Below are 12,805 nucleotides of genomic sequence, written 5' to 3'. Positions count from 1 at the left end.
GCGGCGGGGCGTTTCGCAGTTCTCCACGGGTCGGGGGTCCGGGGCCGAAGAGGGTGCCTGCGGTCCCCGATACTCGAGGGGTAGCCACGAAAGGAGCCGCACATGCATACTGTAAGCATGCCGAACGTCCTCATCCGCGACCTCGATCCGGGCGTGCATTCCGTGCTCGCCGCACGCGCGCGCGAGCGAGGACAGTCGCTTCAGCAGTACCTGTCGACGGAACTCGCCCGCCTCGCCTCGCGCCCGACACTTTCGGAGTTCCTGAGCCGACGAGCGCGGCAGCCGGAGATGACCGCGCTCACGCCGGAGAGCATTGTCGCCGCCGTGCACGAGGGGCGCGCCGGGCGGTGATCGTCGTCGACGCCTCGATCGTCGTCGACCTTGTCTGCACCGGAACGTCGACCGGTGTCCTGGGGTCGCGACTGGAGGACGAGTTTCTGCTGGCCCCGGAGCTGTTGCCGGTGGAGGTGGCCAGCGCTCTGAGGGGGCTCGAACGCGGCGGTGTCCTCGACGCCGCGGCGCTCGAATCCGCGGCCGGCGACCTCGCCCGCCTCCCGGTCGACCTGCACCCGACGCTCCCGCTGGTGCCGCGGATCCTCGCGCTGCGGGCGAACCTCACCGCCTACGACGCCGCGTATGTCGCGCTCGCCGCGGTGTTCGACTGCCCCCTCCTCACACACGACCGGAGGCTCGCGCGGGCGGCCTCCGGTCTGTGCGCCGTCGAGGTGCCTAGCCCTTGACGGCGCCGGCGGCGAGACCGGAGCGCCAGTACTTCTGCAGCGTGAAGAACAGGGCGATGAGCGGGATCACGCCGAGCAGTGCTCCGAGCATGACGGCGCCCTTGTCGGGGGAGAAGTAGCTCATCATGCCGTAGAGGCCGAGCGTGACGGGCTTGAGGTCGGGGCTGGAGATCATCATGAGCGGGAGGAGGAAGTTGTTCCACGTGGCCACGAAGATGAACAGGAAGATCGTCACCATCGCGGGGCCGAGCAGCCGCAGCACGATCGTGAAGAAGATCCGGGCCTCACCGGCACCGTCGATGCGGGCGGCCTCCAGCAGCTCCGTCGGCACCGACGACTGCGCGTAGACCATGCCGAGGAAGACGCCGAACGGCGAGACCGCCGAGGGGATGATGATCGCCCACACCGTGTTCGTGAGGCCGAGCGCCTGGAACTCGATGTACAGCGGCACCGTGAGCAGGGCGACGGGCAGCAGGAGCCCTGCCATGATGATGCCGACCGCGAGCTTCTTCCCGGGGAAGGCGAACTTGGCGATCGCGTAGCCGGCCATCACGGCGAACAGCGTGCCGATGATCCCGGCGCTGAGCGAGTAGAACAGGGAGTTGCCGACCCAACGCCAGAACAGCCCCTGGGTCCAGCCCATGAGGCTGTCGTAGTTGGCGGCGAGGTTCGGCTCGGCGAACCAGAAGCCGAACGTCGACGTGAGGTCGGCGTTGTTCTTCGTCGAGGCGACCACGAGCCAGAACACCGGCACGAGGAAGTACACGGTGGCGACGACGAGGGCGATGATGCCGAACGTGCGCGCGGCGGGGCCGGGAGCGATCGACGGGGGAGGGGCGTCCGCCGCCTGCGGCCTGCGAGAGCGCCGCTTCGTCGGCGGAGCCACGGTGACGAGTCGTGTGGTGGTCATGCGTCGCCCTTCCGCCGCTGGAGCAGTGCGTACACGATCGCGAGCACGCCCGCGATGCCGGCCATGAGCAGCGAGTATGCCGACGCCGGACCGCTGCCCGACGGCGACAGCTCGCCCATCATCGTGTTGTAGGTGAGCATCATCGGCGTGAAGTCCTTGCCCATCCAGGAGTTCGCGGCTTCCAGGATGACCGGCTCGTTGAACAGCTGGATCGTGCCGATGATCGACAGCAGCACGGCCAGTAGGGCGGCACCGCGCACGAGCGGCACCTTGATGCGGGTCGCGATCTGGAATCCGCTCGCGCCGTCCAGGCGAGCGGCCTCGTAGAGGTCGCGGGGGATGGCCTGCAGGGCGCTGAGGAAGATGAGCATGTTGTAGCCCGTGTAGGTCCACGTCGTCATGTTGGCCATCGAGAAGAGGATCGTCTGCGGCGACATGAGGTCGGTCCCCTCTGGCAGATACGGCAGGAAGGGCGACACCTCGGGCGTGTAGAGGTAGAGCCACATCATCGCCGCGATGATGCCGGGGACCGCGTACGGGAGGAAGAAGGCGAGGCGGAACAGGGCGGGGCGGCGCACGATGAACGAGTCCAGCAGCAGGGCCAGGGCGAGGGCCGCGATGATCATCACCGGGATCTGGAACGCCGCATAGAGCACGACCCGTCCCATGCCGGCCCAGAACGCGCCGTCCGTCGCCGCCGCGGCGAAGTTGTCGAGGCCGACGAAGGTGTCGACGAGCTCGCCGCCGCCGTACAGGCCGCCGCCGGCGGGTACCTGGGCGAAGAACGACGAGCGGACCGACACGATGATCGGGATGAGGAAGACGACGGCGAACAGCAGCGCGAACGGCGCCATGAACAGCCACCCGGTCAGCCCCTCCCGCCGGATCCGCGATCGCCTGGTCGACGGGGCGACGGGACGGCGCGCGGGAGGGAGCGTCGCCGCTGCCCTCGTCTCGGTCACTGTGGCCATGATGTGCCTCTCGCTCTCACGACGACGGCGGAGTGCACGATCGCCCGTGCACTCCGCCGTCGTTCATCCGATGATGCCGTCCGGTCCGGTCATTCCGCGACCGGGAGGCCGAGGTCCTTGAGCGACGCGACGGCCGTGTCCTGCGCCGTCGTGAAGATGTCAGCGACCGTGGCGGTGCCGCCGGCGGCCGCGGCGGCCGTCTCGTTCATGTTGGCCAGGGTCGAGAAGCCGGGGGCGTAGGGGAAGTCGGGGTTGAGGTTCTCGGTGGCGGTGCCGAGCTCGGCCAGCACATCCTGACCGCCGAACTGACGCAGCATCTTCTCGGGCGTCTCCACCTCGCCCTTCGCGGCGACGACGAGGCCCTGGGAGGCGAGGTCGTCGACCTGCGTGTTGAACCAGTCGTTGAACTCCATGGCGGCCTCGGGGTTCTCGCAGCCCTTCATGACCGAGACGCCGGAGCCGCCGTCGGGGCCGGTCATCGCCCCGGCGCCGAAGTCGGGGAGCTGGGCGACGCGCCACTGCCCCTCGGCCGGGGTGCCGTCCAGGGAGTCGAGGAGGAAGCCGGCCTCCCACGCCGCGCCGACGTGGCCGATCAGGCTGCCGTCGTTCAGTGCCGCCGTGAAGCCCTCGCCCCAGCGCTCGGTCGCGAGCGTCTGCTTGCCGTCGAGCAGACCCTGCCAGAAGGCGGCGACCCGCTCGGAGCCGGCGCCCTCGGCGTCCACCTTCCATTCCTCGCCCTCGGTGGAGAACCAGGTGTCTCCGGCGGCAGCCGCCTGTCCGGAGAGCCAGTTCTGCGCCTCGTCCGGAGTGAAGGCGGTGACGAACTTGCCGGCGGCGGCGGCCGTGGCGGAGGCGGCGGTCAGCTCGTCGAGCGTGGTCGGGGCGTCGAGGCCGAGCGCCTCGAACTCCGCGGTGTTGTAGAAGTAGACGAGGGGTCCGGTGTCCTGGGGGAGGCCCACGATGGCGTCGCCGACCCGCATGCCGCTGAACGCTCCGGCCGAGTAGTGGTCCTCGTACTTCTCGGCTTCCGCGGCCACGTCCTCCAGCAGACCCTTCACGTAGAGCTGCGGCACCTCGGAGTATCCGGTCTGCGCGAGGCACGGGCCGTTCCCGGCCTTGATGTCGGTCTCGAGCTTGAGGATCATGTCGCTGGCCTTGCCGTCGAACTTCGTGGCCTTGACCTGGATGTCGGGGTGCTCCTCGTTCCAGCGGTCGACGATCTCCGCGACCGTGGTCATGCCCTCGCCGTCGGGGAGGCGGTGCATGTACTCGATGGTGACGGGCTCTCCGCCGGCGTCGCCGCCTCCGGATGCGGCCGGAGCGCAGGCCGCGAGTCCGAACGCCGACACCGCGCCGAGGGCGACGACCGCGGCGACGCGGGGGGTGCGTGAGGTGGGTGCCATGCTGTTCTCCTCTTTGAGGTCATGTTCCTGCGGATCGCCCGAAGCGGGGACGCGGCGAGGGTGCGCCGTCGATCACATGCACATCAAATCAGAAAATGTTTGCGCTCACAAGACGCGGATCAGCGGTCTGGCGACGCATTCGCTTCGCCTGGCGGGAGCGCTGACATCGCCGCAGAGCCGAGCGCGGGTGGCAGTCGCACGCTCGACGGCCGGCGATCTCGTTCCCCGATCGCCGCCCGGGAACGACGAAACACCCGCACGAGCCATGCGGGTGTTTCGAACCGAGGGGCTACGCCTTCTCTAGTTCGTCTTCGTCTTCGTCCGCGTACTCGTCGGCCCACTTGTCGACGTAGGCGTCTTCGTCGGAGTCGCTCGAATGCGCGAGCTCGCGCTCCAGCGCCGAGTAGTTCACCGACGGACTGTACGCCTTGAGTTCGCGGGCGATCTTGGTGTGCTTCGCCTTCTGACGGCCACGGCCCATGCCTGAGACCCCCTCACGAGTTAAGCTGCGGGCAGACGGGCGCCCGAGTCATTCACGACACCGGCTCGAGGCCGGTAAGAGTAGCATTCAGGATAGCACGCGGGGAACAGACCCTGGCCGCGGCCAGGCCGGCGAAGGGAGCGATCTCCATGACCGACAGCACCTCCACTCCGCCCGACGAGGCCACGCAGAACGCCGCTCTGCAGAAGGCCGTGATCGTCGGGATGCAGCTCGACCAGGACCCGCACGTCCTCGATGAAGCCGTCCGTTTCGCCCGGCTGCTGAACGCCCCGCTCGTGGTGGCCCACGTCGACATCACCCGCTTCGTCACCTATGAGGATCCGGACGGCTACGTGCACTCCGCTCCCATCGACATCAACTTCGACGCGGGGGCTGCCGAGTTCGAGGCCGTCGAGGCGGCTGCGGCCACCATGCTCGACGGGAAGGGCGTCACCTGGACGGCGCGGCAGCTCGTCGGCGACCCGGCACTGGCCATCAAGCAGCTCGCCAACAAGCTCGACGCGCAGCTCATCGTGGTCGGCACCCGCAAACGCGGCATCGGGGAGTCGATCCGGGAGTTCTTCACCGGCTCCGTCGCGGCGCGGCTGGCGCATCGCCAGCATCGCTCCGTACTCGTCGTCCCCCTCGGGGAGTCCGTGCCGGACGAGCAGAAGGAGATCTGGCCGGAGTGATCCGTACGCGACGAGGCCCCGCCGACGGATGTCGACGGGGCCTCGTGCGGTCATGCCGGGGGCTCAGGAGCCCGGTCGGCTCAGCGCCACCGTCACGCTGCGGGCGGCCTGATCCAGTGCGTTCTCGAGGTCGGTGACCACCGACGCCGGGAGGACGCCGCCCTGGGCGACGTGGGTGCGCAGGTCGGTGCGGACGCGGGCGCGAAAGGCGTTCACCACGGCGTCGGCGCGGTGCAGCTCCTCGCGGCTGGTCAGTCGTGCCTCCTCGCTCGGGGTGCGCGGCTTGTTCTTCGCCGCCGCCCTGTCGTCCTTCGTCGCCGTCGCCAGGTCGGCGCGAAGGCTTTTCATCGCCTCCTGCACGCTTTGGCGCACCTCGTTCGCGATGAGGCGGACCGTGTCCGTGATGCCCGCCTCGATGTCGGCGAGGTCGCTCTCGCGGGAGGCGAGTTCGGCGCGTCCGGCTTCGGTGATCGCGTAGATCGTCGTGCGTCCGTCGACGGTCTTGGTGACCAGCCCCTCCTCCTCCAGCTTCGCGAGGCGCGGGTAGATCGTGCCGGCGCTCGGCGTGTACGTCCCGCCGGTGCGATCCGTGAGGGACTGGATGATGCCGTAGCCGTGCTGCGGGGACTCCGCGAGCAGCGACAGCAGGTACAGCCGCAGGTCACCGTGGGAGAAGACCGCGGGACTCATGCTTCCCACTCCGGGTCGTTCTCGATCGTCTGCGGAGCGCGGCGGAGGACCGTCACCCCTCCGGAGACGGAGTTGGCGCGGAGATCGACGAACCGTCCCGCGAGCTCCCCGGTGGTGCCGTTGTAGGTGGTCGGGCCGGACGAGCTGCGCTCGACGCCGTCGATGAGCAGGCGGCCGCTGAGCGAACGGATGACGTAGTTCGCCGCGAGGGACTCGTCGAGCCGCACCGTGGTGCCGCCGGAGACCGAGTTCACGGTGATGGTGTTGACGTCGCCCGCCGCGTCCACGAGTGTCGCGCCGGAGACGATGTCGACCGTGGCCTTGCGGATGGCTCCCGTGACGGCCACGTCACCGGAGACGCTGTTGGCGTTGAGCGAGCCGGTGAGGTTGCGGATCTGCACGTCGCCGGAGACCGAGTTCACGCTGAGGTCGCCGATGAGGGTGTCGACGATGATGTCGCCGGACACCGTGTTGAGACGGGTGTCGTTGCGGATGCCGGACACGAGGGCGCCAGCGCTCACGACGCCGAGGGTCAGGGCGATGCTGCGCGGGACGGCCACGCTCACCTCGGCGCGCGGGCCGCCGGAGCCGAAGTTCCGGAACACCTCCAGGAAGTTGTCCCAGCCGAGCTGCGGGTGGTCGATCTCGACCTCGCCGTCGCGGGACTCGATCCGGAGGTCTTTGGTGGTGACGCCGTGCACCTCGATCCGGATGCCGGGTTCGTCGTGGGCGATGACGTCGACCTGTCCGCCGACGAGGCCCACCTTGAGCCGGGTCGCGGAGGCGATGTCGATGACGCGTTCCTCGCCGGGGGCGATGAGCCACTTCTCGGTCATGTCTGCTTCTCCTGTGTCGAGGGATTCACGATATATCGTGTTGCCGTCACCATAACACGATATATCTCGATCCCGTCACCCCCCCTCCTTCGAATCGCCTGATTGGTCCCACTTCGGCCGGAAATCGAGCCAATCAAGCGATTCGAAGGGGGTTGACCTTGACGTAACGACAACTTCTACGGTGGAGGGGAACGACACGGAAGGGTGGGGGGATGAGCGAGCGGGACTGGTCGATCCAGGAGATCGCGCGATTGGCGGGAACGACGAGCCGGACACTGCGGCACTACGACGACATCGGGTTGCTGGCGCCGTCGCGCATCGCGGCCAATGGCTACCGGCACTACGACGCGGCGGCGCTCGTGCGGTTGCAACGGATCCTCCTGCTGCGGGAACTCGGGCTCGGACTGCCGCAGATCGCGGAGGTGCTGGGTCCTTCGACAGGCTCAGGGACCCAGGGCGCGGGCTCAGGGACCCGGACGGCGACGGAAGCGGCTGCACTGGAGACGCATCTCGCGCTGCTGCGCGAGGAGCAGACCAGGCTGGCACGGCAGATCGCGTCGGTCGAATCCACCATCACGGCATTGAGAGGAGGTGAGAACCTCATGGCAGAGAACATGTTCGACGGCTTCGACCACACGCAGTACAAGCAGGAGGTCGAGGACCGCTGGGGGACGAAGGCTTACGCCGACGGCGACCGCTGGTGGCGCGGGATGAGCGACACCGAGCGCGCCGAGTGGCAACAGCGCGTGGCCGACCTCGGACGCGACTGGATCGCCGCGGCGGAGAGCGGTATCGATCCCGCGTCCGCCGAGGCGCAGGAGCTGGCGCGCCGTCACGTGGCCTGGCTCACGGGCATTCCCGGCACTCCGGCCGCCGCGCTCCGGCAGGGACCGGACGCGGGCGCCAAGGCCTACGTGATCGGTCTCGGCGAGATGTACGTCGCAGATCCGCGCTTCGGCGCGAACTATGCGACGTCCGCGGGCGGCACCCACGGTGCGGAGTTCGTCCGCGACGCGCTCCGCATCTACGCGGAAGCCTCCCTCTGATCTGTCGAGCCACCCCCTTGCGTGCGACCCACCCCGCTGCGGTCGTACTCAAGGGGGTGGCTCGTACGCAAGGGGGTGGATCGGGGGAGGAGGGGAGGGCGTAGGGTCGTGCCATGACGGGGCGACGGAAGCGGGGGCGCGACGACCGCCCCGCGGCTGGAGCCTTCGCGGCGGCGGCGACGGCCTATGGGGCGAACTGCGCCCTCGGGCTCGCGGTGGCGGCCCGGCTCATCGACACGCGCCGCTTCCGCTGGGTGCACCACGCCCTCTACATCCTCACCTGCGCGACGACGGGACTCGCCGTCGTCGTGGGCCTCGCCACCCGCACCCCACGCACCCGTCGCGCCGCCCTCGCGCTCCTCCCCGCCGCCGTCCCCCTGGCCGCGATCCCCTACGCCGGGACGCACACCCGGCGGCACCCGCTCGTCGCCCTCATGGCAGCCCCCTTCGTCCTCGCGGGCCTCGTGGTCTCGCGCCTCCCCTCCGACCGGAAGTGACCGCATGGAACTCCTCGACGCCATCCGCCGCCGCAAGACCACCAACGGAGCGTTCCTGCCCGACCCGGTCTCCGAGGAACACCAGCGCATCCTCCTGGAAGCCGCCGGCCGCGCGCCCTCGCAGCTCAACAGCCAGCCGTGGCGCTTCGTCGTGATCGAGAACCGCGACACGATCGACGAGATCGCGCGCATCTCCGGCGAGAGCATGACGGAGGCGATGTCGAACGGCACGTTCTTCGAGCGGTACAAGCCGTACTTCCGCTTCAGCCAGGAGGAGATGGAGGAGAAGCGCAGCGGCATGCTGTTCGACAAGCTCCCCGCGCCGCTGCGGCCCTTCACGTCGCAGGTGTTCACCAAGCGCGGCCAGACTCTGATGAACACGTTCGGGGTGCCGAAGACCCTGGGCTCGGAGAACCGCAAGCTCGTCGCCGGATCGCCGCTGCTCCTGGGCGTCATGCTCGACCGCAGCGAGTACCGGCCAGGGCAGCTGTCGTCGTTCTACTCGGTGTTCAGCATGGGGGCGGCCATGGAGAACGTCTGGCTGACCACGGTCGAGCTGGGCATGGGCATCCAGTTCATCTCGTTCCCGATGGAGGTGCCGGGGCGCTGGGACGAGATCGTGCGGCTGCTGCGGGTGCCCGACGACCTGGAGCTCATGGCCGTCTACCGGCTGGGCTACCTGCCGCCGGAGCAGCGACGCCCGGCGATCGACTGGTCCAGCAGTCAGCGCAAGCTCGTATCGCAGTACGTGTTCCGCGAGGACTGCGACACCCCGCAGCAGGGCTGGGACGCGCCGCCGACCCGGTCCTGAGTCAGGAGCCGCCGGCCGCCCGCCGGACCTCGGGGAGATCGTTCAGCGCCGGTCCCTCGATGCGCGTGCCGTCCGCGGCGAACCGCGACGCGTGCAGCGGGCAGTCCCACGTGCACTCAGCGTCGTTCCAGTCGAGGATACCGCCGAGGTGCGGGCACACCGCGCTGACCGCTCGGGTCACGCCGTCGACCGTGGAGATGGCGACCGGGCGACCGCCGCGGTTCGCCACGACGCCCTCGCCCTCCGCGGGCTGCGGCACGGGGACCGGCGTGGTCTCGGCCTCGACCCAGCCTCTCGTGGCGGCGGCCGCCACCTTCGCGCCCTCGACGGCGCCGCGCGCGAGATCGGCGGGGACGGTGAGCCGGGTGCCGAGGCGCAGCATCCAGGACGGACGCTCGCGGCGCTTCGTCCCGATGATCTCCTCGGTGAGCCGCAGGGCCGCGGCGGGTGCGTTCGACAGCCCCCACTTCGCGTAGCCGGTGGCGATGCGGATGCGTCCGAGGCCGCGGGGCAGGGCGCCGACGAAGGGGATGAGGTTGTGCGACTGGTAGTCCTGCGCGGACCAGCGGTGCGTCTCCTCGGCATCCGGGAAGTGCAGACGGGTCCAGTCCACGAGGTCGTCGATCGCCGCGGTCTCGCCGTCCGAGCGGCCGACCGGATGCCCGTTGCCGCCGACGACCAGCTGCGCGGTATCGGCCGGGCCGTCGGCGGCGGACACCGGTCGGATGGACCGCGTCGGGCCGTCGGCCGAGATGAACGTCCCCTCCGGCACTCCGCCGGAGACCCGGAACGAGACGCAGTACGACCGCATCCCGGCGACCTTGGAGAAGTACAGGCCGCGGTCGAGGATCGGGGTCCCGGTCGCGAGGACGATGTGCTCGGCGAACATCGGCCCCGCCGTGGTCTCCACCCGGGGCTCCGGGAGGGCGTGGGCGCCGATCACGCGGACGCCGGTGTGCAGCGTGCCGCCCCCGGCGAGGAACTCCCTTGCGAGCGCGTCGGCGACGGCGACCGGGTCGATCGTCACCTGGGAATCGAGCGCCACCGCGCCCGCGACGGGGAACGGCGTCGACAGCTCGCTCGCGGTGAGCAGCCGCGTCGGCAGTCCCGCCTCCTGCGCGGCGGCATGCTGGGCTCTGACCGCCTCGAGCCCGTCCGGACTTTGGGCGTAGGTGTGGTCGGTCCGCTCGGTGTAGCTCAGGCCGGCGGTGTCGGCGAAACCGGTGAGCCACTCCATGCCCGCCCGGTTGGCATCGACGTACGCCTGGACGAGTGCCGCCGGATGGTGCTTTCGGATGGTGGCGAGCTGCTGTCCCTGGAGGAGGGAGAGCTTGCCGGTGTTGCCACCCGTCGACAGCTCCGCCACGTCCCCCGCATCCACGACAACGACGTCGAGTCCGGCGCGGGTCAGGAGCACCGCGGTGGAGAGGCCGGTGAGCCCCGCCCCCACGATCAGCACGTCGTGCGTCGCGCCGGGATCGAAGGCAGTGCCGTGGGGTGCGTCCTGATCGACCTTCCAGAGGGGCTTCATGCCGACAGTCAACGCCTCTCCCTGCCCCCACCCCAACGCCTTGACATCCGACGATCACGCTGTCATGCGGCGACTACAGTGGCGAGCGTGAGTCTCCGTCGTGTCCTGCTCGTCGCTCTCGGCGGCACGCTCGGGACGGCGGCGCGTCTGGGACTCGGGCTCGTCGCGGACGAGCCCGGTGGGTTCCCCCTCGCGGTGCTGCTCGCGAACGTGCTGGGTGCCCTGCTCATCGGTGTCGTGGCGGCGCGGCTCCCGGCCTCGGCGGAGCTGCGACTGCTGCTGGGCACCGGCGTCCTCGGCGGCTTCACGACCTACAGCGCCTTCATGACCGGGACGCTGGCCCTGTGGGGGTCGGCACCGCTCCTCGCTGCGGCGTATGCCGCGGGCAGCCTCCTCCTCGGTCTCCTCGCGGCAGCCGTGGGGCTCCGGCTGGGTCGGCCGCGCCGGGGAGGGGCGTCGTGAGTCCGCTGCTGTTCCTCGCGGCCGCGCTCGCCGGGGGCGTCGGCGCCGTCCTGCGCTATCTCGTCGATGTCGGCGTCGCCCGGCTCGTCGGCCGACGGTTCCCGTGGGGGATCCTCATCGTCAACCTCACCGGGTCCTTCGCGCTGGGACTCGTGACGACGGCGCTGCCCGACGCGGCGTTCGTGCTCGGCGCCGGTCTCCTCGGGGGGTACACGACCTTCAGCACCGCGATGCTGGATGCGGTCGCGCTGTGGCGCGACGGCGAGCGCGGCGCCGCGGTGTTCGACGCGGTCGGCATGCTCGTCCTCGGTCTCCTCGCCGCGGGACTGGGGCTGGCGCTGGGGGCTGCGCTCTAGATCGACGCTTGCGAAGAGCCGACGTGCCGCGCTACTCTCGCTGCTAATCGTTTAACGCTAAACGGTTAACATCGCGCACCCGCCTTCTCGTGCACCCGTCAAAGGAGACCTCGATGCCCCGCACCTCTCGCCGCGCCCTGGGCGCCCTCGCCGCCTCCGCGGCCGCCGTCCTGGCGCTTTCCGCCTGCTCCTCCTCCGCGACCGGGGAGTCGTCGGGCGGCGACGTCACCCTCAGCTACGCGATCTGGGACGAGAACCAGAAGCCCGCGATGGAGGACATCGCCGCCGCGTACACCGAGGAGCACCCGAACGTCACGATCGAGATCCAGGTCACGCCGTACAAGGAGTACTTCACCAAGCTCCAGACCGCGGTGACGGGCGGCTCGGCCGCCGACGTGTTCTGGATGAACGGCCCGAACTTCCAGCTCTACGCCTCGAACGGACAGCTCGCCCCGCTCGACGACGTGGACGCGGCCGACTACCCCCAGGGGCTCGTCGACCTCTACACCTACGAGGACGCGCTCTACGGCGCCCCCAAGGACTTCGACACCGTCGCGCTCTGGTACAACAAGGCGCTGTTCGACGCCGCGGGGGTGGAGTACCCGAGCGCGGGCTGGACCTGGGACGACTTCCGTTCCGCGGCCGCGAAGCTGACCGACCCGGCGAAGGGCCAGTTCGGCGTCGCCGCGAGCCAGTACGGCCAGGAGAACTTCTACAACTCCATCGCGCAGGCCGGCGGCGAGGTCATCTCCGCGGACGGCACCCAGAGCGGATACGGCTCCCCCGAGGCTCTCGAGGGCATCGAGCTGTGGACGGACCTCATCGCCGACGGCTCCTCGCCCACGGCGCAGCAGATGACGGACACGAACCCGGAGGACTTCTTCCTGTCGGGCAAGGTCGCCATGTTCCAGAACGGCTCCTGGGCCGCCATCGCCTACGCGGACAACGCGGACATCGGCGGCAGTGTCGACGTGGCCCCGCTGCCGGCGGGCCCGGAGGGCAACCAGAGCGTGATCCACGGCGTCGGGAACGTCGCGAACGCCAAGAGCGCGCACGTGGAGGAGGCCAAGGACTTCGCCGCCTTCGCGAGCGGCGAGCAGGCCGCGAAGATCCAGGCCGAGACCGGCACCGTCATCCCCGCGTACAACGGCACGCAGCAGGCCTGGGTCGACGCCCTCCCGCAGTACGACCTGCAGGTCTACATCGACGCGCTGGAGACGGCCGTCCCGTACCCGGTGTCGAAGAACACCTCCGCGTGGACGAGCATCGAGAGCGAGGTGCTGTCCCAGGTGTGGTCCGGAGCGGTCTCCCCGAAGGACGGCCTGCAGGATCTCGCCGCGCAGATGCAGACCGCGCTGGACGCCGAGCAGGAGTGACCG

The 12,805-nt window shown here is 69.9% G+C and carries 16 protein-coding genes; 9 read left to right on the top strand and 7 right to left on the bottom strand.

The features are described from left to right. Positions 1 to 117 precede the first annotated feature (117 nt). Positions 118 to 351 carry a hypothetical protein gene (locus BK819_RS02940; protein ID WP_071327784.1) on the top strand — a complete coding sequence of 78 codons (234 nt, stop codon included), beginning with the start codon at positions 118 to 120 and terminating at the stop codon, positions 349 to 351. Further along, positions 348 to 740, top strand: coding sequence for a type II toxin-antitoxin system VapC family toxin (locus BK819_RS02935; protein ID WP_025104708.1), 393 nt, complete (start codon positions 348 to 350; stop codon positions 738 to 740). The genes BK819_RS02940 and BK819_RS02935 overlap by 4 nt, the downstream gene beginning before the upstream one ends. Here the strand turns inward: BK819_RS02935 and BK819_RS02930 are convergent. The 4 genes from BK819_RS02930 to BK819_RS02915 all read right to left on the bottom strand — a co-directional run bounded on the left by BK819_RS02930 (position 730) and on the right by BK819_RS02915 (position 4,505). Beyond that, entirely contained in the window at positions 730 to 1,650 is a 921-nt protein-coding gene (locus BK819_RS02930; RefSeq protein ID WP_071327783.1) for a carbohydrate ABC transporter permease, read from the bottom strand. The genes BK819_RS02935 and BK819_RS02930 overlap by 11 nt on opposite strands. Further along, complete coding sequence (locus BK819_RS02925) at positions 1,647 to 2,621, bottom strand: carbohydrate ABC transporter permease (protein ID WP_083391629.1); 975 nt, start codon at positions 2,619 to 2,621, stop codon at positions 1,647 to 1,649. The genes BK819_RS02930 and BK819_RS02925 overlap by 4 nt, the downstream gene beginning before the upstream one ends. An 89-nt stretch (positions 2,622 to 2,710) precedes the next feature. After that, positions 2,711 to 4,024, bottom strand: a complete 1,314-nt coding sequence (locus BK819_RS02920) for an ABC transporter substrate-binding protein (RefSeq protein WP_071327781.1) — start codon at positions 4,022 to 4,024, stop codon at positions 2,711 to 2,713. A 289-nt stretch (positions 4,025 to 4,313) separates the two neighbouring features. Further along, positions 4,314 to 4,505 (bottom strand): DUF3073 domain-containing protein, encoded by a 192-nt coding sequence (locus BK819_RS02915; RefSeq protein ID WP_025104705.1) that lies wholly within the window; start codon positions 4,503 to 4,505, stop codon positions 4,314 to 4,316. A gap of 149 nt (positions 4,506 to 4,654) precedes the next feature. Here BK819_RS02915 and BK819_RS02910 point away from each other — a divergent pair, with 149 nt between their 5' ends. Then, the gene (locus BK819_RS02910) at positions 4,655 to 5,197 is read left to right on the top strand and encodes a universal stress protein (protein ID WP_071327780.1); all 543 of its coding nucleotides are present in this window, start codon (positions 4,655 to 4,657) and stop codon (positions 5,195 to 5,197) included. A gap of 63 nt (positions 5,198 to 5,260) precedes the next feature. Here the strand turns inward: BK819_RS02910 and BK819_RS02905 are convergent, their stop codons facing one another. Together BK819_RS02905 and BK819_RS02900 are read right to left on the bottom strand one after the other, a co-directional pair. Beyond that, positions 5,261 to 5,887: a PadR family transcriptional regulator gene (locus BK819_RS02905; RefSeq protein WP_071327779.1), complete on the bottom strand. Its 627-nt coding sequence runs from the start codon at positions 5,885 to 5,887 to the stop codon at positions 5,261 to 5,263. Next, positions 5,884 to 6,723, bottom strand: coding sequence for a DUF4097 family beta strand repeat-containing protein (locus tag BK819_RS02900; protein WP_071327778.1), 840 nt, complete (start codon positions 6,721 to 6,723; stop codon positions 5,884 to 5,886). Before BK819_RS02900 ends, BK819_RS02905 begins: the two co-directional genes overlap by 4 nt. A gap of 212 nt (positions 6,724 to 6,935) precedes the next feature. Here BK819_RS02900 and BK819_RS02895 point away from each other — a divergent pair, with 212 nt between their 5' ends. The 3 genes from BK819_RS02895 (at position 6,936) to BK819_RS02885 (ending at position 9,077) form a co-directional block, all read left to right on the top strand. Next, positions 6,936 to 7,769 (top strand): MerR family transcriptional regulator, encoded by an 834-nt coding sequence (locus tag BK819_RS02895; protein WP_071327777.1) that lies wholly within the window; start codon positions 6,936 to 6,938, stop codon positions 7,767 to 7,769. Between the two features lie 113 nt (positions 7,770 to 7,882). After that, entirely contained in the window at positions 7,883 to 8,266 is a 384-nt protein-coding gene (locus BK819_RS02890) for a hypothetical protein (protein WP_071327776.1), read from the top strand. A gap of 4 nt (positions 8,267 to 8,270) precedes the next feature. Beyond that, positions 8,271 to 9,077, top strand: coding sequence for a nitroreductase family protein (locus tag BK819_RS02885; protein ID WP_071327775.1), 807 nt, complete (start codon positions 8,271 to 8,273; stop codon positions 9,075 to 9,077). Between the two features lies 1 nt (position 9,078). Here BK819_RS02885 and BK819_RS02880 read toward each other — a convergent pair whose 3' ends face one another. Continuing rightward, positions 9,079 to 10,608, bottom strand: a complete 1,530-nt coding sequence (locus BK819_RS02880) for an FAD-dependent oxidoreductase (protein ID WP_071327774.1) — start codon at positions 10,606 to 10,608, stop codon at positions 9,079 to 9,081. A gap of 87 nt (positions 10,609 to 10,695) precedes the next feature. Between BK819_RS02880 and BK819_RS02875 the strand changes: the two genes are divergently transcribed. The 3 genes from BK819_RS02875 to BK819_RS02865 all read left to right on the top strand — a co-directional run bounded on the left by BK819_RS02875 (position 10,696) and on the right by BK819_RS02865 (position 12,802). Further along, positions 10,696 to 11,070, top strand: coding sequence for a CrcB family protein (locus tag BK819_RS02875; RefSeq protein WP_256209351.1), 375 nt, complete (start codon positions 10,696 to 10,698; stop codon positions 11,068 to 11,070). Further along, positions 11,067 to 11,426, top strand: coding sequence for a CrcB family protein (locus BK819_RS02870; protein WP_071327772.1), 360 nt, complete (start codon positions 11,067 to 11,069; stop codon positions 11,424 to 11,426). The genes BK819_RS02875 and BK819_RS02870 overlap by 4 nt, the downstream gene beginning before the upstream one ends. A 113-nt stretch (positions 11,427 to 11,539) precedes the next feature. Further along, positions 11,540 to 12,802, top strand: a complete 1,263-nt coding sequence (locus BK819_RS02865; RefSeq protein ID WP_071327771.1) for a sugar ABC transporter substrate-binding protein — start codon at positions 11,540 to 11,542, stop codon at positions 12,800 to 12,802. Positions 12,803 to 12,805: the final 3 nt, after the last annotated feature.

Source organism: Microbacterium sp. LCT-H2, from assembly GCF_001866135.1.
Lineage (GTDB): Bacteria > Actinomycetota > Actinomycetes > Actinomycetales > Microbacteriaceae > Microbacterium.
This window is presented reverse-complemented; position numbering and strand designations above follow the sequence as displayed.